Annotated in this window: 18 protein-coding genes; 14 read left to right on the top strand and 4 right to left on the bottom strand. The window is 69.2% G+C overall.

The features are described 5' to 3' along the window. Nucleotides 1-13 precede the first annotated feature (13 nt). The 3 genes from AB9O74_RS01340 to tsaB are packed head-to-tail and all read left to right on the top strand — an operon-like array spanning nucleotide 14 to nucleotide 3356. Nucleotides 14-541, top strand: a complete 528-nt coding sequence (locus tag AB9O74_RS01340; protein ID WP_176988448.1) for a hypothetical protein — start codon at nucleotides 14-16, stop codon at nucleotides 539-541. Between the two features lie 41 nt (nucleotides 542-582). Continuing rightward, nucleotides 583-2640, top strand: coding sequence for an ATP-dependent DNA helicase (locus AB9O74_RS01335; RefSeq protein ID WP_369348141.1), 2058 nt, complete (start codon nucleotides 583-585; stop codon nucleotides 2638-2640). Nucleotides 2641-2645: 5 nt separating this feature from the next. Beyond that, nucleotides 2646-3356: a tRNA (adenosine(37)-N6)-threonylcarbamoyltransferase complex dimerization subunit type 1 TsaB gene (gene tsaB / locus AB9O74_RS01330; RefSeq protein WP_369348140.1), complete on the top strand. Its 711-nt coding sequence runs from the start codon at nucleotides 2646-2648 to the stop codon at nucleotides 3354-3356. A gap of 162 nt (nucleotides 3357-3518) precedes the next feature. On the opposite strand, the gene AB9O74_RS01325 is transcribed toward tsaB, so the two are convergent. After that, complete coding sequence (locus tag AB9O74_RS01325; protein ID WP_176990624.1) at nucleotides 3519-4406, bottom strand: energy transducer TonB; 888 nt, start codon at nucleotides 4404-4406, stop codon at nucleotides 3519-3521. Beyond that, entirely contained in the window at nucleotides 4403-5353 is a 951-nt protein-coding gene (gene gshB / locus AB9O74_RS01320; protein WP_123730425.1) for a glutathione synthase, read from the bottom strand. Before gshB ends, AB9O74_RS01325 begins: the two co-directional genes overlap by 4 nt. 246 nt (nucleotides 5354-5599) lie before the next feature. Between gshB and pilG the strand changes: the two genes are divergently transcribed. From pilG to AB9O74_RS01285, 7 genes are all read left to right on the top strand, one after another. Beyond that, nucleotides 5600-6001, top strand: coding sequence for a twitching motility response regulator PilG (gene pilG / locus AB9O74_RS01315; RefSeq protein ID WP_121039045.1), 402 nt, complete (start codon nucleotides 5600-5602; stop codon nucleotides 5999-6001). Nucleotides 6002-6019: 18 nt separating this feature from the next. Continuing rightward, nucleotides 6020-6382, top strand: coding sequence for a PleD family two-component system response regulator (locus AB9O74_RS01310; protein WP_123730426.1), 363 nt, complete (start codon nucleotides 6020-6022; stop codon nucleotides 6380-6382). Then, entirely contained in the window at nucleotides 6382-6912 is a 531-nt protein-coding gene (locus AB9O74_RS01305) for a chemotaxis protein CheW (RefSeq protein ID WP_088432919.1), read from the top strand. Before AB9O74_RS01310 ends, AB9O74_RS01305 begins: the two co-directional genes overlap by 1 nt. 43 nt (nucleotides 6913-6955) lie before the next feature. Then, a complete protein-coding gene (locus AB9O74_RS01300; protein ID WP_369348139.1) occupies nucleotides 6956-8992 on the top strand; it encodes a methyl-accepting chemotaxis protein in 2037 nt (678 codons plus the stop codon). Nucleotides 8993-9086: 94 nt separating this feature from the next. Then, nucleotides 9087-15713, top strand: coding sequence for an Hpt domain-containing protein (locus tag AB9O74_RS01295; protein WP_369348138.1), 6627 nt, complete (start codon nucleotides 9087-9089; stop codon nucleotides 15711-15713). Further along, nucleotides 15679-17019, top strand: coding sequence for a chemotaxis protein CheB (locus AB9O74_RS01290; protein WP_369348137.1), 1341 nt, complete (start codon nucleotides 15679-15681; stop codon nucleotides 17017-17019). The genes AB9O74_RS01295 and AB9O74_RS01290 overlap by 35 nt, the downstream gene beginning before the upstream one ends. A 29-nt stretch (nucleotides 17020-17048) precedes the next feature. Next, entirely contained in the window at nucleotides 17049-17522 is a 474-nt protein-coding gene (locus AB9O74_RS01285; protein WP_176990619.1) for a chemotaxis protein CheW, read from the top strand. Nucleotides 17523-17691: 169 nt separating this feature from the next. Here AB9O74_RS01285 and AB9O74_RS01280 read toward each other — a convergent pair whose 3' ends face one another. Both AB9O74_RS01280 and bioA read right to left on the bottom strand, forming a co-directional pair. Then, nucleotides 17692-18426: a 16S rRNA (uracil(1498)-N(3))-methyltransferase gene (locus AB9O74_RS01280; protein ID WP_369348136.1), complete on the bottom strand. Its 735-nt coding sequence runs from the start codon at nucleotides 18424-18426 to the stop codon at nucleotides 17692-17694. After that, nucleotides 18417-19808 carry an adenosylmethionine--8-amino-7-oxononanoate transaminase gene (gene bioA / locus AB9O74_RS01275; RefSeq protein WP_369348135.1) on the bottom strand — a complete coding sequence of 464 codons (1392 nt, stop codon included), beginning with the start codon at nucleotides 19806-19808 and terminating at the stop codon, nucleotides 18417-18419. The genes AB9O74_RS01280 and bioA overlap by 10 nt, the downstream gene beginning before the upstream one ends. A gap of 50 nt (nucleotides 19809-19858) precedes the next feature. Between bioA and nudE the strand changes: the two genes are divergently transcribed. The 4 genes from nudE to AB9O74_RS01255 are packed head-to-tail and all read left to right on the top strand — an operon-like array spanning nucleotide 19859 to nucleotide 22356. After that, on the top strand, nucleotides 19859-20407 hold the full coding sequence (gene nudE / locus AB9O74_RS01270; RefSeq protein ID WP_121039027.1) for an ADP compounds hydrolase NudE: 549 nt from the start codon (nucleotides 19859-19861) through the stop codon (nucleotides 20405-20407). After that, nucleotides 20404-21207, top strand: a complete 804-nt coding sequence (gene cysQ, locus AB9O74_RS01265; protein WP_176990616.1) for a 3'(2'),5'-bisphosphate nucleotidase CysQ — start codon at nucleotides 20404-20406, stop codon at nucleotides 21205-21207. The genes nudE and cysQ overlap by 4 nt, the downstream gene beginning before the upstream one ends. A gap of 16 nt (nucleotides 21208-21223) precedes the next feature. Further along, a complete protein-coding gene (mazG, locus tag AB9O74_RS01260) occupies nucleotides 21224-22036 on the top strand; it encodes a nucleoside triphosphate pyrophosphohydrolase (RefSeq protein WP_369348134.1) in 813 nt (270 codons plus the stop codon). Next, nucleotides 22033-22356 (top strand): YnfA family protein, encoded by a 324-nt coding sequence (locus AB9O74_RS01255; protein WP_369348133.1) that lies wholly within the window; start codon nucleotides 22033-22035, stop codon nucleotides 22354-22356. The genes mazG and AB9O74_RS01255 overlap by 4 nt, the downstream gene beginning before the upstream one ends. Nucleotides 22357-22379: the final 23 nt, after the last annotated feature.

Raw genomic sequence — 22379 nt, 5'->3', positions numbered from 1 at the left:
GAGGCCTGCCTGCATGACCACCCGATTCCTGATCCGTTCCGCTTCGCTCGCCACGCTGTGCCTGGCCCTTGCTGCCTGCGTTACGCCGCCACCGGTCGTGAAGGCCCCGGTCGACACCACCACGCCGGCCCAGCGCCTGGCCGCCGTGGATGCCGCCGCTGGCAATGACGACAAGGAACTGGCCGTGCAGCCGCTGCGCGACAGCGAAGTGGAGGATCTGCGCCAGGCCGCGCATGCCCGCCGCCAGGCCAACGATCTGGCCGGCGCCGCGGTCGCGCTGGACCAGGCGCTGGCGATCATGGCCTCGGATCCGTCGGTGCTGCAGGATCGCGCCGAGATCGCGCTGCTGCAGGGCGACTGGGCGGCAGCGGAAACGTTCGCGCGCAAGTCCATCGAACTGGGCTCGAAGACCGGCCCGCTGTGCCGTCGCCATTGGGCGACCATCGAACAGTCGCGTCTGGCCCGTGGTGAAAAGGAAAACGCGGCGTCGGCGCATGCCCAGCTGGAAGGCTGCACGGTGCCGGGGATCATGCGGTATTGAGGTAGCGCCGCCCGGCCAACGGCCGGCACTACACTGTCGTCATGTCCCAACTTGCCCACGCCAGCCGCGACGCCCTCAGTGAGGGCGGGGCGCTCGCCAGCCAGCTCGACGCCTTCGTTCCGCGCCCGGCCCAGCTGCGCCTGACCGCGGCGATCGCCGAAGCGTTCGACCAGCGCGACGTCCTGCTGGCCGAAGCCGGCACCGGCACCGGCAAGACCTACGCCTATCTGGTGCCCGCACTGCTGTCCGGGCTGAAGACCATCATCTCCACCGGTACCCGCGCGCTGCAGGACCAGCTGTATCACCGCGATCTGCCGCGCGTGCGTGCCGCGCTCGGCGTAGGCCACAGCAGCGCCCTGTTGAAGGGGCGCGCCAACTACCTGTGCCGCTATCGGCTGCAGCAGGCGCGCGGCGAACCGCGCTTCAGTTCGCCGGAGCAGGTTGCGCAGTTCCAGCGCATCCTCGCCTGGTCCGGGCGCACGAAGTTCGGCGACATGGCCGAGCTGGAGGCCCTGCCGGAAGACTCGCCGCTGTACCCGATGGTCACCTCCACGGTCGACAACTGCCTCGGCACCGAGTGCCCGTTCTGGGACGACTGCTTTGTCGTGCAGGCCCGGCAGCGGGCGCAGGCCGCCGACGTGGTGGTGGTCAACCATCATCTGCTGCTGGCCGACCTGGCGCTCAAGCAGGAAGGCTTCGGCGAAATCCTGCCCGGCGCCCAGGCGTTCGTGATCGACGAGGCGCATCAGTTGCCGGAGCTGGCCGCGAACTTCTTCGGCGAAGGCTTCGGCATGCGCCCGTGGCAGGAGCTGGCACGCGACTGCCTGGCCGAGAGCCGCAGCGTGGCCGGTGCACAGGCCGCGTTGCAGGTGCCGGCTGCGGCGCTTGAACAGACCCTGCGGGACCTGCGCGTGGCGATGGATGGCCTGCCGCCGCGGGGTACCCAGTGGCGTGCGCTCACCGTACCGCAGGTACGCGATGGCTTCGATGCGGCGATGAGCACGCTGGTGCAGCTGCGCGATGCGCTGGCGGGCGTGCGTGAAGCATCGCCCGGTCTGGATGCCTGCCATGCGCGCGCGATGGAAGCGGTGTCGCGCTTGTCGCGCTGGCTCGGCGAGGACGCACCGATGCTGGACTTCGATACCGATCCGGACGAGGCACCGGCGCCGGCCGAGGTGCTCTGGTATGAACTGACCCCGCGTGGTTTCCGCTGCCAGCGCACGCCGATGGATGTCTCCGGCCCGCTGCGCGAGCACCGGCAGCGCTCGATGGCGGCCTGGGTGTTCACCTCGGCCACGCTGACCGTGGATGGGGGGTTCGAGCACATTTCCCAGCGGCTGGGCCTGGACGATCCGGTCAGCCTGCTGCAGCCCAGCCCGTTCGACTGGGCCCAGCAGGCGCTGTGCTATCTGCCGACCGATCTGCCCGATCCGGCCGCACGCGGCTTCGGCACCGCGTTGATCCGCGCGCTCACGCCGGTGCTGGAGGCCTCGCACGGCCGTGCGTTCCTGCTGTTCGCTTCGCATCGTGCGCTGCGCGAAGCGGCCGAGGCGCTGCGCGATGCCCCGTGGCCGCTGTTCGTGCAGGGCGAGGCCCCGCGCGCGACCCTGCTGCAACGCTTCCGCGAGTCCGGCAATGGAGTGCTGCTGGGCTCGGCCAGTTTCCGCGAAGGCGTGGACGTGGTCGGTGATGCGCTGAGCGTGGTGGTGATCGACAAGCTGCCGTTCGCCGCGCCGGACGATCCGGTGTTCGAAGCGCGGCTGGATGCGATCCGCCGGGACGGCGGGAATCCGTTCCGCGACGAGCAGCTGCCGCAGGCGGTGATCGCGCTGAAACAGGGCGTGGGCCGCCTGATCCGCAGCGAGACCGATCGCGGCGTGCTGGTGCTGTGCGACCCGCGCCTGCTCAGCCGTGGCTACGGGCGGATCTTCCTGGATTCGCTGCCCCCCTTCCGCCGCACCCGCTCGCTGGGCGATGTGCAGGCCTTCTTTGCGCCACAATGGCCCGTCGCTGGACCCACGCCCGCACCTGCGCCTGCTTCTGCGCAGCCGGTGCAGGCCGTGCAGGCCACCGATGACTTTCCTACTTCCCTGTTCTGACCGCCATGAAACTGCTCGCCTTTGAAACCGCCACCGAAGCCTGCTCCGTTGCCCTGTACGTGGATGGGCAGGTCAGTGAGCGCTTCGAGATCGCTCCGCGTCGCCACGCCGAACTGAGCCTGCCCTGGGCCGAGGCGCTGCTGGCCGAGGCGGGCGTGGCGCGTTCGCAGCTGGACGCGATCGCGCTGGGGCGTGGCCCGGGCGCGTTCACCGGCGTGCGGCTGGCGATCGCCATCGCGCAGGGCATCGCCCTTGCGCTGGATCGCCCGTTGATCCCGGTCTCCACGCTGCAGGCGCTGGCACTGCGCGCACCGGCCGAGGCCGATCACGTGTTGGCCAGCATCGATGCGCGGATGGGCGAGGTGTATGCGGCGCGCCACATCCGGGTGGACGGGCAGTGGCAGCTGCAGGGCGAGGAAATCGTCTGTGCGCCGGATGCCGTGGCGCTGCCCGATGGCACGCGCTGGTTCGGCGTCGGCACCGGCTTCGGCGCGGCCGAGGGCGTACTGGCCACGCGGCTGGCCGATCAGCTGACCGGCGTGGATGCGCTGGCACTGCCGCGTGCGTCCGATGTGCTGGCGCTGGCGGTACCGGCGTTCCAGCGCGGCGAGGGCATGGCGCCGGAGCGGGTGGAGCCGGCCTATCTGCGCGACAACGTGGCGCTGACCCTGGTGGAACAGCAGGCCGCGCGGGCCGCGAAGCTGGCCGCCTCGTGATGCAGGTCAGCGGGTAAGGCTCCAGCCACGCATGGCGTGGCTCTACCTGCGCATTGCGTATCGGGACCTGCGCCCTGCGTATCGGGCGGCGCCTTTCGTATCGGGGGTAGAACCACGCCATGCGTGGCTGAGCTCTGCGCTTCATCAGCGCCCTGCGCCCGATCAGCGGTCGTCGCGCAGCTCACCACCCGGCAGGAACACCCAGGTGCGGGTCACCTGCAGGATGTCGATCGCATCCTCGGTCTTGGGCAGCGGCGGGAACGGCTGGGCCAGGGTGATCACCCGCAGCGCGGTTTCATCCAGCAACGGCGTGCCGCTGGACTGCAGGATGCGCGCGCTCTCCACCGTGCCATCGCGGCGCACACCGACGGTGATCACGACCTGGCCGCCGAGCCGGCGGGCGCGGGCTTCATCGGGGTAGTTCAGATTGCCGACCCGCTCGGCGCGGTCAACCCATGCGCGCAGATAGTTGGCGTAGGCATATTCGCGGGTGCTGGCCGAGACGAACTTGCGGTTCGGGCGCTTGGCGTACTGCGCCGAGCGCAGATGTACTTCGGCCGCCAGCCGCGCCATCTCCACGTCACGCTGCTCGCGCGCGGTCATCGGTGCGTCCGGGCGGGGCTGCTCAGGCAGCGGCTGTGGCTGCGCCTCGGCGATGGTGTCGGTGCCATTGCGGCTGTTGACCACGCGGGTCTGCGGCGGCGGCACGCTGGCTGCCTCCTGGCGCTGCTGCGGCACCGGCGACAGCCCGGCCTGCGCCTGCGGCACGATCCCGGCCTGGTTGTCGCGCGGGCGCTGCGCCTTGTCGTGGTCGCCACCGCCCTGCTGGTTGGCCTGGGCCAGGAAATCGGCCTGCTTGGGCGTCAGCGGGGTCTGGGTCTGGCTGAAGATCACATCCAGGGTCGGCACCAGCGGCGCGCTGTCGCTGACCGCGAAACCGACGCCGAGGATCAGCAGCGCATGCACGAGCACCGACAGCGTCAGGGTCGCGCCCAGCCGCTGGGATTCGCGCGCCTGCCACGTCGGCACCGGGACGACGCTGGCGCTCATCGCGGCAGGCCGGCCTCGATCGCGTCGAACAGGGTGCCGGCGATGTTCAGCCCGAACTGGGCATCGAGCTCGCGCACGCAGGTGGGGCTGGTGACGTTGACTTCGGTGAGGTAGTCGCCGATCACGTCCAGGCCGACGAAGCGCATGCCGCGGCGCTTCATTTCCGGCCCGACCTGGGCGGCGATCCAGCGGTCGCGCTCGCTCAGCGGGCGGCCTTCGCCGCGGCCGCCGGCGGCCAGGTTGCCGCGGAACTCATCGCCCTGCGGAATCCGTGCCAGGCAATAGTCGACCGGCTCGCCATCGACCAGCAGGATGCGCTTGTCGCCGGCGGTGATGTCCGGGATGAACTTCTGCGCCAGGGCCAGCGTGCGCTCGCCGTCGGTCAGGGTTTCCAGGATCACGTTGAGGTTGGGGTCGCCGGTGCCGCTGCGGAAGATCGACCGCCCGCCCATGCCGTCCAGCGGCTTGAGCACGGCCTGGCCGTGTTCGAGCACGAAGGCCTTCAGGTCGGCGTTGCGGCGGCTGACCAGGGTCGGCGGACAGCACTGCGGGAACAGCAGGGCGGCCAGCTTCTCGTTGTAGTCGCGCAGGCCCTGCGGGTCGTTGACCACCATCGCACCGGCCTGCTGGGCGACGCTGAGCACGTGGGTGTCGTAGATGAATTCGGCATCGACCGGCGGGTCCTTGCGCATCAGCACGACCTGGCCGGGGCCGAAGACCGTCTGGCTGAATTCGCCCAGGGTGAACCAGTCGTTCTTGTCCTCGCGCACCTGCAGCGGGGCGGTGCGGGCGATGGCCTGGCCGTCGCGCAGGGCCAGCCCGCCGGGGCTGACGTAGTGCAGGGCATGGCCGCGGCGCTGGGCTTCCAGCAGCATCGCGAAGGTGGTGTCCTTGGCAATCTTGATATGGGCGATGGGGTCCATCACCACGATGACATTCAACGGCATGGTCGCAACCTGGCGGGCAGGCCGATGATGGTAGCGACTATGGCCCGGCAATGCCCGCCCCGGGGGCCGGAACGCAGTGTCCGGCCGGCCCGGGTTTGCGCAAACGGCGCGGGGCGGGCGCCGCCGGGGCCGCTGGCGGCGGGGCCGCGGTGGGTCTGCTTGAAGCGCGCGCCGGTATTGGGATATAGATACGCTTTCGCAGCGACGCCGGGGATCTGGCAAGCGTCGCGCGCTTGGGGAAAGGTAATGACTGAATACATGGCTGCGGGTGGGGAACTCGCAGGGCTGCGCGTGATGGTCATCGATGATTCGAAGACCATCCGCAGGACTGCGGAAACCCTGCTGAAGCGGGAAGGCTGCGAGGTGGTGACCGCGACCGATGGTTTCGAGGCCTTGGCCAAGATCGCCGACCAACAGCCGCAGATCATCTTCGTGGACATCATGATGCCGCGGCTGGACGGGTATCAGACCTGTGCGCTGATCAAGGGCAACCAACTGTTCAAGTCGACGCCGGTGATCATGCTGTCGTCCAAGGACGGCCTGTTCGACAAGGCGCGCGGCCGCATCGTCGGCTCGGAGCAGTACCTGACCAAGCCATTCACGCGTGAAGAACTGCTGGGTGCCATCCGCACATACGTCAACGCCTGACCAGGGGGGAAAGGCACAATGGCTCGAATCGTACTGATCGAGGATTCACCGACCGACCGTGCGGTGTTCACGCAGTGGTTGACCAAGGCCGGTCATGAAGTCCTGGAAGCGGACAACGCCGAGGACGGGCTCAAGCTCGTGCGCGAGCAGTCGCCGCAGCTGGTGCTGATGGACGTGGTCCTGCCGGGTATGAGTGGCTTCCAGGCCACCCGCGCGATGGCACGCGACGCGGCCATCAAGCACATCCCGGTGGTCATCGTCAGCACCAAGGCGATGGAAACCGACAAGGCGTGGGGGCTGCGCCAGGGGGCGGCCGACTACATCGTCAAGCCGCCGCGCGAGGAGGAACTGATCGCGCGGATCAACCAGTTGGTGGTCTGATGCGCTCTCCTTTCGACATCCTCCAGGCTTACGAACGGCGCAGCCTGGCCCATGCCGTGCAGCTGCCCGAGCGGCAGTTCTCGCAGGACCTGTGGCGTGGCGTCGGCTACCGGGTCGGCAAGCGCCGGCTGGTCTCGGACTTCCGCGAGGTGGTGGAAATCGTGCCGATGCCGCCGATCACCCCGGTGCCCGGCGCACAGCCGTGGCTGCTGGGCGTCGGCAACCTGCGCGGCAACCTGTTCCCGGTGGTGGACCTGAAGTTCTTCCTGGAAGGCGAGCGCACCGTGCAGCAGGAGGGCCAGCGCGTGCTGATCATGCGCCAGGCCGGCGGCGACGTGGCGCTGACCATCGATGAACTGTTCGGCCAGCGCAGCTTCGAGCTGGACCAGGACATCGTCGCCGGCGATCTGGCCACCGGCCGCTATGCGCATTTCATCGACCGCGCCTTCCACGGCGATGGCCATGACTGGGGCGTGTTCTCGCTGTCGCTGCTGTCGCGTACCCCCGAATTCAGGCAGGCCGCGGCCTGACCGCAGGCGCCTGTCTCTCCGTATTGAAGATCGAGGTTGAACGATGAGTACTGCTTCGGAATCCGCCAAGGCCGGCAAGTTCGGTTCGGTGGGCACCAATTTCTGGCTCGGCCTGCTGGCCGTGTCGATGATCGTGTTCGGCGTGAACACCGGCGTGGCGACCTGGCAGGGCAGTCGCCTGGCCAGTGCCAGCACCGATGCCGCGAACCTGCAGGTGCTCTCGCAGCAGCTGGCCAACCAGGGCCGTGAAGCGGTCTCGGGCAACGCCCAGGCGTTCACCGCGTTCAAGCTGACCAAGAGCGACATCGAAAGCACCGTCAGCGCCCTGCAGGGCCGCTACGGCGCCGAGACGAACGTGTCCGGCCCGCTCAATGCGCTGATCAAGACCTGGGAGCCGCTCGGCAAGAGCGCCGGCCAGCTGGTTGCCAGCGAACCGGCGGTGTTGGCGCTCGCCGGCAATGCCAACAACTTCGTCAATGGCGTGCCCGCACTGCAGGCACAGCTGAACGAAGTGGTCCGTGCGATGTCGGCCAGTGGCGCGCCGTCTTCGCAGCTCTACAACGCCCTGCAGCAGGTCGTGGTGGTCGGCTCGATGGCCCGCCGCGTGACCGAAATGCGCGCCGGTGGCGCCAATGCCGCGGCCGCGGGTGATGCGCTGGCACGCGACTCGGTGGTGTTCACCCAGGTGCTCGATGCGCTGCGCAACGGCAACGAGGAACTGGGCATCGCCGCGGTCCGCAACGGCCCGGCGCTGGCCGCGCTGGAACAGTCGCAGAAGCAGTGGGACACGATGAAGCAGGACGCCGATGCGATCCTGGCCAGCTCGCGCCAGCTGTTCTCGGCGCAGTCTTCGGCCGCGGCCCTGACCGGTGGCTCGGCGGACATGCTCCGCGACAGCAAGAAGCTGTTCGAGGCGTTCTCCTCGTTCGGCTCGCTGCGCGACACCCGCCTGTTCCCGAACTTCTGGCTGGGCGTGGTGTCCGGCGCGCTCTCGCTGATCGCCATCATCGGCTTCGTCGGCAGCACGGTGCGCAGCCGTTCGCGCGAGCAGGAGCTGCGTTACCAGACCCAGGTCGAGTTCAACAGCCGCAACCAGCAGGCCATCATGCGGCTGCTGGATGAAATCAGCTCGCTGGGTGAGGGCGACCTGACGGTGAAGGCCTCGGTGACCGAGGACATGACCGGCGCGATCGCCGACGCCATCAACTACGCCGTGGACGAACTGCGCCACCTGGTGACCACGATCAACGACACCTCGGCCAAGGTCGCCGTGTCGACCCAGGAAACCCAGGCCACCGCCATGCAGCTGGCCGAAGCGGCCGGCCACCAGGCCAACCAGATCACCTCCGCGTCGGACCGGATCGGCGAAATCGCCTCGAGCATCGAGCAGGTCTCGCGCAACTCGGCCGAGTCGGCCGAGGTGGCGCAGCGCTCGGTGATCATCGCCGCCGAAGGCGCCGGCGTGGTCCGCGAGACGATCCAGGGCATGGACCAGATCCGCGACCAGATCCAGGAAACCTCCAAGCGCATCAAGCGGCTGGGTGAGTCCTCGCAGGAAATCGGCTCGATCGTGGAACTGATCAACGACATTTCCGAGCAGACCAACATCCTGGCGTTGAACGCCGCGGTGCAGGCGGCGTCGGCCGGTGAGGCCGGCCGCGGTTTCGCCGTGGTGGCCGACGAAGTGCAGCGCCTGGCAGAACGCACGTCCGGTGCGACCCGACGGATCGAGAACCTGGTGCAGGCCATTCAGGCCGATACCAATGAAGCGGTCAGCTCGATGGAGCAGACCACCGCCGAAGTGGTCTCCGGTGCGCGCCTGGCCGAAGACGCCGGTACCGCCCTGACCGAAATCGAGCGCGTCTCCAACGCACTGAACAACCTCATCAAGAACATCTCGATCGCTGCCCAGCAGCAGTCGGCCGCGGCATCGGACATCACCCGCACCATGGGCGTGATCCGTCAGATTACCGGCCAGACCTCGCAGGGCGCGGGACAGACCGCCGAGTCGATCGGCCACCTGGCACAGCTGGCGGCCGACCTGCGCCGCTCGGTTGCCGACTTCAAGCTGCCGGCGTGAGCCGCGGGCAGGGCGGAGAGGGAAGGAACAAGCAGATGATGCATCGCGAGAAATCACCGCACGCCATGTGCGCCGAGCTGCCGGGAGACCTGGCATGAGCACGCTGCGCGATGCCATGAGCCACGCCGCGCTGGGCTGGGTCAAGCCGGAGCTGGACGAGACCCTGCGCCAGGTGCGCAACGAGGTCGAGTACTACGTGGAGGACCCTGCCGATGGCAGCCGCATGCGCTTCTGCGCCGGCTACCTGCACCAGGTGCAGGGGACCCTGCGCATGGTCGAGCTGTACGCCCCGGCGATGGTGGCCGAGGAGCTGGAGCAGCTGGCCAACGCGATCGGTGCCGGCGAAGTGCCGGACCGTGACGAAGCCTGCGCCACGCTGATGCGCGGCAGCGTGCTGCTGCCCGATTACCTGGAGCGCCTGCAGAACGGCCATCGGGACATTCCGATCGTGCTGCTGCCGCTGCTCAATGACATCCGTTCGGCGCGCGCCCTGCCGGGCATCAATGAAAGCGTGCTGTTCGCCTTCGCCCCGGACAGCGCCAGCGCCACCGAGGCCGAGCTGGACCATGCGCGCGGCAGCCTGAGCGGGCGCAACCGCGAACTGCTGGACACCGTCGGCAACGCGGTCAAGGAAGAGCTGCTGCGGATCAAGGACGCGCTGGACCTGCACCTGCGTACCGGTGGCGAGCCGGTGCAGCTGCAGACGCAGGTCAATGAGCTGGGCGCGGTCGCCGACACGCTGGGCATGATGGGCCTGGGCGTGGCCCGCGGCGTGGTCGTGCAGCAGCGCGACGCGCTGCGCGAGGTGGTGGACGGGCAGCAGCAGATCGACGAGAGCCTGCTGCTGGACATCGCCGGTGCGCTGCTCTACGTGGATGCCTCGCTGGACGACCAGGTCGCCCACCTGGGCGCCGGCGGCAGTGGCGAAGACGATCCCAGCGCGGTGGAAAACCGGCGCACGGTGGAGGTGCTGGCGCATGAAGCCATCGCCAACTTCGCCGCCGCGCGCGAGCATTTCGTCGCCTTCATCGAAACCAACTGGAACCACCAGGAACTGCAGGAAGTCCCGCGCCTGCTCGGCGAGGTCGCCGGTGCGCTGCGCATGCTCAATCTGTCGGACCCGGCGGATTACCTGCAGGGCGTGCGCCAGTACATCGCGGTGGAACTGCTGGACAAGCAGCGCGTGCCGAGCGGTCGCCAGCTGGACACCCTGGCCGACGCCATGGCCAGCCTGGAGTACTACCTGGAGGCCCTGCGCGAGCGCCGGCCGGGCCGCGAGGAAATCCTCGACATCACCCGCAGCAGCCTGGAAACCCTGCGTTACTGGCCGCTGCCGGACGCGAACCAGCCGAGTGCCGAGACCGGTCCGGAGTCGCTGCCGGTGGCGCCGGAAACGATCGAGCTGACGCCGTGGGACGCACCGGCGCCCGAGCCGATCGCGCTTGGCGTGACGGCCGACGTTCCGCGCCCGGCCAACCTGCCGCCGCCGCTGCCGGACTTCACGTTCGATCCGCCGCCGACGGTCGCAGCGCCGGTGGCGCTGGTGTTCGATGCCTCCACCGCCCCCGTCGCCGCCGATGCGCCGCAGTGGACCCTGGCGGGCAGCGACGACGTGGACACGTTGCCGACCTTCGCCCATTTCGATCCGGTCATTGCCGAAGCACCGGCCGGTGCCACCTGGGACGTGTCGCCGCTGGCGTCCGACCCGCAGGCCGATGCCGCAGGGGAAGACGCTGCGCGCGACGATGCCGCCGTGGCGTCACCGGAACGTGCCGACGTCGACGACGTACGCGCGTCCGAGGCGTTGCCGGCCTTCGTGGCGACAGGCGACGGATTCGATCCGGTCGCCGCCGAGCACGACACCCTGGAGCTGAGCGACGAGCCGATCGAATTCACCTTCGATGAGGATCTGCACAACGCCGACGATGTGCTGTCGCTGCAGATCGACGACAGCGATGCGGCCACCGCTGATGGCGGGGATTCCGTTGCCTTCGCGCAGGGCGAGGTGGATGTCGAAGCACTGCCGACCTTCCTGCAGGAAATTCCGGTCGCCGCGGCGGAGGACAGCGCCGAAGCACCGCACAGCACGTTTACGACGGATCTCGACGCTGCCCCCGACGCCGTCGAGGCGACGCTGCCGACGCCGGCCGTGCAGGACGCGGTGATCCGACGTATCGAACTGGACGACGCCTCCACCCGGTTCCTGGCCGAACTGGATGCGGCGGCCGCGCAGTTCCGCCCGGAAGGGGCGCCGATCGATGCCCCGGTGAACGCTGCGGCGGCGGTCGCCCCGCCGGTTGCCCCGCTCGCCGGAGACACCAGCATCGAAGCCGGCTTCGAGGACGATGGCGAGAACATCGACCAGGACATCCGCGAGGTCTTCATCGAAGAGTTCGACGAGGAACTGGTGAACCTGGGCAATCTGCTCCCGGCCTGGCGCATCGCGCCGGACAACCTGGACCGCCTGCGCCCGATCCGCCGGGTGTTCCACACCCTGAAGGGCAGTGGCCGTCTGGTCGGTGCACGCACGCTGGGTGAGTTCAGCTGGAAGATCGAGGGCATGCTCAACCGCGTGCTCGACGGCAGCCGCCCGGCCTCGCCGGCCGTGGTCGCGCTGGTCGGCCAGGCCTATGACGTGCTGCCGCAGCTCAATGCCGCGCTGCGCGATGGCAGCCGTGTCACCGCCGATCTGCAGGCCATGCAGGGCATCGCCGATCGCGTGTCCGCGGGCGAAGAAACCTTCCATGTGCCGCTGCCGCGCGCTGCCGCGGTCGCTGTGTCGACGCCGGCGGAGGAGGTTGCTGCGACCGAGGCTGCGCCGGTTGTCGAGAGCACGCCTGCCAATATCGACAGCGTCCTGCGCGAGATCCTGGAGGCCGAAGTCGAGGTGCACCAGGCGACGCTGCAGGCGTGGCTGGATGCTGCGACCGATGGCCCGCAGCCGGTCACCGATGGCCTGCTGCGCGCCGTGCACACGATGAATGGCGCGTTCGCGATGACCGACGTGCCCGAGATCACGGCCGTCACCGGCGCAGCGGAAAGCTACATCAAGCGCTCGCTGGCCGCCGATGCGCTGCCGGGTGCGGCCGGGATGGCTGCGCTGGCCGACACCTGCGCCGCGATCACCACCACGATGGCGGCGCTGCAGGACGAGGCACCGCGCGTGCCCGTGCAGAGCGCCTTGGCTGCCCGCCTGGTCGCCCTGGCGGATACCCTGCCCGAAGCGCGCTGGCCGGCCTTGGTCGAGGACGATCTGGACCTGCTCGACGACGTGCTGTACGCCGAAGGGGCGGAGGCCGGACAGGCTGACGGATCGGAGCAGGCCGAACAGGATGACGAAGCCGAGCAGGCCGAACAGGCCGACGAAGCCGACGAAGCCACCCCGACGGACGATGCTGCGCCCGTCCTGGCCACCGCCGACGATGTCGCCGGGACCGACGTGCAGCAGGCCGAACTCGAGGCCGACGGACTGAGCGTGATCACGCCGGATCATTCGTCCACGCAGGCTGACGACGAGGATGCACTGGTCGCCATGGAGCTGACCGGCACCGATGACCTGTCGGCCTATTTCGACGCCGAACTGCCCGATGCCGCGCTGCCCGACGCAGTGCGTGCGGGCGCCGCGCCGCAGACGCTGGATGCGGTGACTCACGAGCCCGAGGACGCCGATCTGGCGTCGGTCCATGCGGGTCTGGAGTCGGTCGAGCTGACCTCCGCCGAGGATCTCTCGCGCTACTTCGATCATCTCGCCGAACCGGCTGCACCGGTCGCGTCCGATACCGAAGCCGAAGCCGAAGCCGAAGCCGAAGCCGAAGTCGAAGTCGAAGTCCAAGCCGAAGCCGAAGTCCAAGCCGAAGCAACGCGTGAGGCCGAGTTCGGGACTGACACCAACACCAACACCGACACCGACACCGACACCGACACCGTCCGTGAACCGGACAGCGCCTACGCGGTGTCCGTGGATGACGCCGCCAACGACAGCTGGAGCGACACCGGGCAGGACGACGATGAGGACGCACAGGCACTGGACGAAGTCCTGCCGCCTCCACCGGCGTTTGGCGAGGTAGTAGACGCGCAGCAGGCCGTGGACGATGGTCTGACCGTCGTCGATGCGCCGGATGCCTCCGATACCGGCGTACTGGGTCTGGACGCGACCGACGACAACACCGGCGAAGCCGATGCGTTCGCCGAGGCGATCGAGGCCACCGCGCCCGATGCGTCGGCCGCTGATGCCGCCCCGTCCCGTTTCTTCGAGCTGGAAGACGCGCCCGCCGCGTCCCTTACCCAGGTGCCGCCGCACGACGACGCCTCCGCCGGAGATGTCGTCGACAACGACCACGACAACGACGACGCAGCGCCGGGCGACGCGCTCGATTTCACCCAGCTGGACCAGGAACTGGTCGATATCTTCGTGGAGGAAGGCAAGGACCTGCTCGACCACTGCGATGGCCTGATCAGCGAGCTGCGCGCCGCGCCGCAGGACCGCGACGTGATCGCCGGCCTGCAGCGGGATCTGCACACCCTCAAGGGCGGTGCGCGCATGGCCGGGATCAACCCGATCGGCGACCTGGGCCACGGCATCGAGTCGCTGCTGGAGGCCGTTGCGGCCAACCGGACCGATATCGACCGCAGCGACGTGCACCTGCTGGAACGCGGCTTCGATCGCCTGCACCAGCTGCTGACCCGTACCGGCCAGCACCGCACCGTGGCGATGCCCGACGATCTGATCGCGGCGTTCGAGCAGCGCACCCAGGGTCGGGCCGTGCCCGAGCCGGACGAGACCGTGGGCACCGCGCTGCCGTCCGGTGATGCCCAGGTCGAAGCGGCGATTGCCGCGCTCGTGGCGGCGCCGCTGTCGGCGCCGGTGCCACTGGAAACCGTCAGCGAAGACGATGGTCTGCCGCGGCCGCAGCAGGAACAGGTGCGCGTGCGCGCCGATCTGCTCGACCGTCTGGTCAATCACGCCGGTGAAGTGGCGATCTACCGCTCGCGCCTGGAACAGCAGCTCGGTGCCTTCCGCGGCGCCATGGGCGAACTGGACCGCACCAACGCCCGTCTGCGCGATCAGCTGCGCCGGCTGGACCTGGAAACCGAAGCGCAGATCGTGGCCCGTTACCAGCGCGAGCAGGAACAGGTCGACCACAAATTCGATCCGCTGGAACTGGACCGCTTCTCCACGCTGCAGCAGCTCAGCCGCGCGCTGAACGAGTCCGCGGCTGACTTGGGCGGCCTGCAGGGCGTGCTGGACGATCTGTCGCGCCAGTACGACGTGCTGCTACAACAGCAGTCGCGCGTCAGTTCGGAACTGCAGGACGGCCTGATGCGTGCGCGCATGGTGCCGTTCGATGGCCTCGTGCCACGCCTGCGCCGGGTCGTGCGCCAGGCCGGCCAGGACACCGGCAAGCAGGTCCACGTCATCCTCGAGGGGACCCACGGCGAACTGGACCGCAACGTGCTCGACCGCATGGTCGCGCCGCTGGAACACATGCTGCGCAACTCGGTGGCGCACGGTCTGGAAACCCCGGAACAGCGTCGTGCCGCCGGCAAGCCGGAGGAGGGCGAAATCGCCATCCGCCTGCGCCGCGAAGGCTCGGAAATCGTGCTGGAAGTGGCCGACGATGGCGCCGGGCTGGACCGCGCAGCGATCCGTCGCCGCGCCGAACAGCGTGGCCTGATCGCCGCCGATGCCGTGCTGGGCGATGCCGAGCTGGATGCGATGATCTTCTCGCCCGGCTTCAGCACCGCCGACCAGGTCAGCCAGCTGGCCGGCCGTGGCGTGGGCATGGACGTGGTGCACAACGAAGTGCGCCAGCTGGGCGGCTCGGTGGACATCCACTCGGTCAGCGGCCAGGGCGTCACCTTCACCCTGCGCCTGCCGCAGACGCTGGCAGTCACCCAGGCGGTGTTCGTGCAGATCGGCGAAACCACCTTCGCGGTGCCGGTCGCCTCTGTCAGTGGTATCGGCCGGATCTCGCGCGAGCGCTTTGAAACCGCCAACGGCGGCTACCACTACGGTGGCGAGGAGTTCGCGCTGCACGATCTGGGCACGCTGATCGGCCAGGCCCAGGCCCGCGCCGAAGGCCAGGCCCAGGTGCCGCTGCTGCTGGTCCGCGCCGGCGATCTGCGCGTGGCCGTGGCGATCGACCAGGTGCTGGGCAACCGCGAAATCGTGGTCAAGCCGGTGGGCCTGCAGATCGCCTCGGTGCCGGGCATCTACGGTGCGACCATCACCGGCGATGGCCGCGTGGTGGTGATCCTGGACGTCGCCCCGCTGGTGCGCCGTTACCTGGCCAACCCGCATAAGCCGATCACCGCCGCCGCCAAGGTCAGCGATCGCGATGTGCCGCTGGTGATGGTGGTCGACGATTCGCTGACCATGCGCAAGGTCACCGGCCGCATCCTGGAGCGCCACAACTTCGAGGTGACGGTCGCCCGCGACGGCATCGAAGCGCTGGAACGGCTGGAGGAGCGCGTGCCGGACCTGATGCTGCTGGATATCGAAATGCCGCGCATGGACGGCTACGAGCTGGCCAGCGTCATGCGCGCTGATCCGCGCTACCAGGGCGTACCGATCGTGATGATCACCTCGCGCAGCGGCGACAAGCACCGTCAACGGGCCTTCGAACTCGGCGTCCAGCGCTACCTGGGCAAGCCTTACCAGGAACTGGATCTGATGCGTAACGTGTATGACCTGCTGGGGATCGCCCGTGCACGCGAGTGACGCTCCTACGTTGTTGTCGGTGGCCCTGCTGGCCCGTCCTGGCCCGGCGCGGGACCGCCTGCGCGAGGCGCTCGCCCATGCCGGCGCGCGGGTAGTGCTGGAGGACGATCCCAACACGCTCGACCTGCAGTCCCTGCGCGATGCCGATCCGGGCGCGGTGCTGATCGCCCTGGAACCGGCGATCGAAGACGCACTGGAACGGCTGGATCCGGTACTGGGCTCGCCATCGCTGACCCTGATCTTCGACGAAGCCGAGTTGGCCGCCCGCCGCGACGGCTGGGAAGCGCAGCGCTGGGCGCGGCATCTGGTGGCCAAGCTGCACGGCCATCAGGACGTATTGCCGCCGGGCTCGGAACAGGATCAGCAACTGCAGCCCGAACCGGGCCTGCCGGTCACCCCGGCGCAGTTGCATGCCGATGCGCCGCTGGAGTTCCATCTGCGCGAAGCGGAGGATGCGGCGTCCGACGTGCCCGCCGATGGCCTGTACCAGGTGCCGGCGGAACTGAGCGAGCCGGTGTCGCTGGAAGAGGCATTGGCCGCGCTGCAGCCCGTGGACGCCGATCCGGTCGCCTCACCGATTCCACCGATCCCCGCCTCGACGCCGCCGGCTGCGGCTGCCGTGTCGATCGGCGATCACAGCCGCTGGTCGCTGGTGGAGGAGGATGCCGTCGTCGCCACCTCAACGTCGGCCAGCGGGCCGGCGCTGGAGCCGGAACGCTTCGACACCGAGCGCTTGTCACTGGTCGAGCTTGAGCCCGAGGCCGGTCCCGACGGTGGCTGTCCCGGCGCGGTGCTGGTGTTGGCCGGTATCGGTGGGCCGGATGCGCTGCGCCGGTTGCTCGCGGCACTGCCTGCGACGCTGACGACCGCGGTCCTGGTGCATATGCGCCTGGACGGTGGCCGTTACGGCAATCTGGTCAAGCAGATGGCACGCGTTTCCGCGCTGCCGGTGCTGCTGGCCGAGGATGCCCAGGCCGTGGCGGCGGGGCAGGCCTACATCCTGCCCGACGACATCGGCATCGCCGTGCGCCAGGGCGGCCTGCACTTCATCGCCGACCCGGCCGGCATCCAGATCGAGGCACTGCCGGCCCGGCACAGTGGCGTGGTCCTGCTCAGTGGTGCGGACGCCGCCCAGGTCGATGCGGTTCTTGCCCTGGCGAGCGCCGGTGCGTGGGTCGCCGGCCAGGTGGGTGAAGGCTGCTATGACCCGACCGCCGCCAGTGCGGTGGTGGTCGCCGGACAGGATGCCGGTGAACCGCCGCAGCTCGCTGCCACCATCGCCGAACGCTGGGGCGTGGACGCGTAAGCGCGCCGCGGACCCTTGAAGGAATCTCCATGAGTTACGCCAGCAACGACGAAATCCGCGGTGTCCTGATCCAGGCCGGGCACGAACGCGTGCTGCTGCCCAACGCCACCGTGGCCGAAATGATGTCCAAGGTGCCGGTCGAAACCGTCCCCGATGCACCGGCCTGGCTGGTCGGGCAGATCGCCTGGCACGGCTGGGACGTCCCGCTGCTGTCGTTCGCCCGGTTGTCCGGGCAGGGCGACGAGCCGGTGGTGGCCAACAACAAGGTGGTGGTGCTCAAGGCGCTGGGGGGCAATCCCCGCCGGCCGTACTTCGCCCTGCTGACCCAGACCTTCCCGCAGCTGATCGCGGTTCCGCGCGACGGCCTGTTGGCCGATGCCTCCGAGGACACCCTGCCGCAGGGCGTGCACATGCGCGTGCTGCTGGGCGAGCAGAGCGCGCTGCTGCCCGACCTCGATGCGCTGGAAGCGGCGCTGGACGAAGCCTTCCCCGTCGCGGGGTGAGGCTGCGCATTCGCGAAACCTCCCCGCGATTTGCTGCGCAAACCGCGGGCCCCCCGCATCACACTCTCCCAGATCCCCGCGCCTGTCGGCGCGCCCCCTTGACTCAAGGGGGCTATCGCTCCAGATGAATCAAGGGTGGGCTGAAGCGTCGGAGAACTCCGTTTCTGCTTCAGCCCAGATCGCCCAATCGCGCCTGCACGGCGGCGATGGCGGCCAGACCCGCGGTCTCGGTGCGCAGCACGCGCGGGCCCAGCTGCAGGCCCTGGAAGCCCGCTGCGGCCAGCGCCTGGCGATCGCGTGGCGACCAGCCGCCTTCGGGGCCGATCGCGATCACTACGCCGCCCGGTGCCGCTGACAGGGTGGACAGGCGGTGCTCGCCCTGCGGATCCAGGGTCAACTTCAATGCCCCGGCTGCGACCCCGTTGGCAGCGTCCTGGAGCGATTGCGGCGCGGCCACGCGGGGCACGCGGGCGCGGCCGGATTGGCCGCAGGCCGAGACCACCACGCTGTGCCAGTGCGCCAGGCGCTTCTCGGCGCGGGCCGCATCGAGCTTCACTTCGGTGCGCTCGGCATTGACCGGTACGAAGGCCTGCACGCCCAGCTCCGTGGCCTTCTGCAGGATCAGGTCCATCTTCTCGCCGCGGGCGATGCCCTGCAGCAGGGTGATGTGCAGCGGCGATTCGTTGTCCAGTGCGGTGGCGCTCTCGATGCGCACCTGCGCATCGCGCTTGCCCACGGTCACCAGGGTGGCGCTGTAGTCCTGCCCATCGCCGTTGAACAGCACGCAGCCGTCGCCTTCGCGCAGGCGCATCACGCGGACCAGATGGTTGGCGGCGTCCTCGGGCAGCGCCAGGGTCTGGCCGACCGCCAGCGGATGATCGATATGGCTTCGGGTCACGCGCATGCGACGGCCTCGTCGATGGCGGCCAGCGTGGTCAGGGCAAGCAGATCCAAGTGTTCATCCTCCACGCAGTACGGCGGCATCCAATACAGCACATTGCCCAGCGGGCGCAGCACCACCCCGCGCTTGAGCGCGGCCTTGTAGGCGTGCAGCCCGACCCGGGCGTCGGCCGGGAACGGCGTGCGCTTGTCGCCATTGCGGGTCAGTTCGAAGGCCACCACCATCCCGGCCTGGCGCACATCGGCGACGTGCGCGTGGTCGGCGAACGGCGCGGCCAGGGCACGCATCACCTCGGCGGTGCTGCGATTGCGCGCGATCACGTCCTCCCCGGCGAAGATGTCCAGGGTCGCCAGCGCGGCGGCACAGGCCAGCGGATTACCGGTGTAGCTGTGCGAATGCAGGAAGGCGCGCTCGCGCGAATCATCGAGGAAGGCGTCATACAGTGCCTGCGTGGCCAGCACCGCCGACAGCGGCAGGAACCCGCCGGTCAGGCCCTTGGACAGGCACAGCAGGTCCGGCATCACCCCGGCCTGCTCGCAGGCGAACATCGTGCCGGTGCGGCCGAAACCGGTGGCGATCTCATCGGCGATCAGGAACGCGCCGTTGGCATCGCACAGCGCGCGCGCACGCTGCAGATAGACCGGGTCGTACATGCGCATGCCACCGGCGCACTGCAGGCGCGGCTCCAGGATCACCGCGCAGATCTCGCCCGGGTGCTGGTCGAACAGCGTGGCCAGCGCATCGGCGGCCTGGTGCGCGCGCTGCGCGGCGCTCTGGCCCGGCTCGGCCAGGTAGGCATCGGGCGAGGGGGCGAACAGCGCCTCGGTCAGCAACGGCGCATACACGCGTCGGTACAGCGGGATGTCACCGACCGACAGCGCGCCCAGGGTTTCGCCGTGGTAGCCGTTCTCCAGCGCGACGAAGCGGGTGCGGTGGTTCTCGCCGCGGTTGCGGAAGTAGTGGAACGCCATCTTCAGCGCCACCTCGACCCCGGCCGAGCCGTTGTCGGCATAGAAGACCTTGGCCAGCGGATCGCGCCCGATCTGGCGCGGGGCAATGGCCAGCAGGCGCTCGGCCAGCCGTACCGCCGGCTCGTGGCTGAAGCCGGCCAGCATCACCTGTTCCAGCCGGGTGGCCTGCTCGGCGATGGCCGCACCGATGCGCGGTTGCGCATGGCCGAACAGATTGGTCCACCAACTGCTCACCGCATCCAGATAGCGATGGCCATCGTGGTCGATCAGCCACGGGCCTTCGCCGCGGGCGATCGGCAGCAGGGGCAGGGTGTCGGGGTGCTCGCGCATCTGCGTGCACGGGTGCCACAGCACGGCCAGATCGCGTTGCCGCCACTGATCGGCCAGCGTGAGGGGGGCTGGGTCTGCTAGCATTTCGGGCTCATGAACACGTTTTCACCAGTACCCATTCTAGAGATGCTCGCATGAGCCGTCGCCTGCCCATCATCCACCAGATCACGGACGAGGAAAGCGGGCCGTTCCAGCGCCAGCATCTGGATCTGGAGTTTTCCAACGGCGAACGCCGCCGCTTCGAGCGGCTGGTGACCCGCGGCCACGGCGCCGTGGTGGTGGTGCCGATGCTCGATGACGAGACCGTGCTGCTGGTGCGTGAATACGCCGCCGGCATGCACCGTTACGAGCTGGGCCTGGTGAAAGGCCGCATCGATGCCGGCGAAACGCCCGAACAGGCCGCCGACCGCGAATTGAAGGAAGAGGCCGGTTACGGTGCCCGGCGGGTCGACGTGCTGCGCGCGATGACCCTGGCCCCGACCTACATGAGCCACCAGTCGTGGCTCGTGGTGGCGCGCGATCTGTACCCCGAGCGCCTGGTCGGCGACGAGCCGGAGGAGCTGGAGGTCGTGCCGTGGAAGCTGGCCGACCTGGACCAGCTGATGCTGCGCGAAGATTTCTCCGAAGGCCGATCGCTGGCGGCGCTGTTCATCGCCCGCGAGTGGCTGGGACGGAAGGAATGATCAAACTCACGACGGATCTGCGCGAAACCGTCATCGCCATCGCCCAGGACGCAGCGGCCGCCATCATGGCGGTGTACGCCACGCCGTTCGATGTGGAGATCAAATCCGACCACAGCCCGGTCACCGCCGCCGATCTCGGTGCCAACCAGGTGATCGAGCGCGGGCTGGCGCAGCTGACCCCGGAGCTGCCGATCCTCTCCGAAGAATCGGCGCAGGTGCCGTGGGACATCCGCCAGCACTGGGGCGCCTACTGGCTGGTCGACCCGCTGGATGGCACCCGCGAATTCGTCAAACGCAATGACGAGTTCAGCGTCAACATCGCGCTGATCTACCAGGGCGCGCCCGCGTTCGGCGTGGTGCTGGCCCCGGCCACCGGCCAGGTCTGGCACGCCATGCGCGGCGAGCTCGCCTACCGCCGCGACGGCATGCGTGATTCGGTGCTGCGCACCCGCACGCCGGCTTCGGCACCGCTGCGGGTGGCCGCCAGCCGCTCGCATCGCAGCGCGCAGACGCAGGCCCTGCTGGACCGCATGGGCGATATCGAGGTGCTCGCCCAGGGCTCCTCGCTGAAGTTCTGCCGGCTGGCCGAAGGCACGCTCGACGTCTACCCGCGGCTGGGCCCGACCTCCGAATGGGATACCGCGGCCGGCCAGTGCGTATTGCACGCGGCCGGTGGCGCGGTGCTCTCGGCCGAGACCGGCAAGCCGTTCCGCTACAACCGCCGCGAAACCCTGTTGAACGGCGATTTCATCGCGCTGGGCGATACCCGCCTGCCGTGGCGCGCGTGGCTGCCCGCCTGACCTGACTGGAGCAACGATGCCTGCCACCCCTGAACTGGACCGCCTGCTGGGCATCATGGCGCGCCTGCGCGATCCGTTGCAGGGCTGCCCCTGGGACCTGCAGCAGGACTTCGCCAGCATCGCGCCCTACACCATCGAGGAAGCCTACGAGGTCGCCGATGCGATCGACCGCGGCGACCTGGACGATCTCAAGGACGAACTCGGCGACCTGCTGCTGCAGGTGGTCTTCCACGCGCAGATGGCGCAGGAGCAGGGCGCCTTTGCGTTCGCCGACGTCGCCCGCGCGATCAGCGACAAGATGGAGCGCCGGCATCCGCATGTGTTCGCCCAGGTCCAGATCAAGGGGGCCGAGGACGTCAACAGCAACTGGGAGGCGATCAAGCGCGCCGAGCGTGCCGCCAAGGGCCACACCGACACCTCCGCGCTGGCCGGCATCTCGCGCGGGCTGCCGGAATGGCAGCGGGCGGTGAAGCTGCAGGCGCGCGCGGCACGGGTCGGTTTCGACTGGCCGGGCCCGGCGCCGGTGATGGACAAGGTGCGCGAGGAGCTGGACGAGGTCGCCGCGGAATTCGCGCGCGGCCCGGTCGAGGAGAACCACGCGCGCCTGCAGGAAGAGCTCGGAGACCTGCTGTTCGTCTGCGCCAATCTGGCCCGTCACGCCCAGGTCGATGTGGGCGCCGCCCTGCGCCTGGCCAACCACAAGTTCGAACGCCGCTTCCGGGCGATGGAAGCGCAGGCCGAGGCCGCGGGGCAGTCGATGGCCGCGCTCGACCTGGACGCGCAGGAAGCGCTCTGGCAGCAGGCCAAGGCGGACGAGCCCAAGCCGTGAAGACGCTGCTGCTGTTCGTGCTGACCGCAGTGGCCGAGATCGTCGGCTGCTACCTGCCGTGGCTGTGGCTGCGCAGGGACGGCAGCGCGTGGCTGCTGCTGCCGGCCGCCGCCAGCCTGGCGTTGTTCGCCTGGCTGCTGACCCTGCACCCGACCGCCAGCGGGCGGGTCTATGCCGCCTATGGCGGGGTCTACATCGGCACCGCGCTGATGTGGCTGTGGCTGGTCGACGGCATCCGCCCCAGCCGTTGGGACCTGCTCGGCGTCGGCCTGTGCCTGGTCGGCATGGTGGTCATCATGTTCGCCCCGCGCACCGCCTGATCCCGACGAAACCGGTCGGGGGA

It is taken from the genome of Stenotrophomonas sp. JAG2 (assembly GCF_041080745.1).
In the GTDB taxonomy this organism is placed as follows: domain Bacteria; phylum Pseudomonadota; class Gammaproteobacteria; order Xanthomonadales; family Xanthomonadaceae; genus Stenotrophomonas; species Stenotrophomonas maltophilia_AA.
The sequence above is the reverse complement of the archived record's forward strand: the minus strand, read 5'-3'. Positions and strand labels throughout refer to the sequence as shown.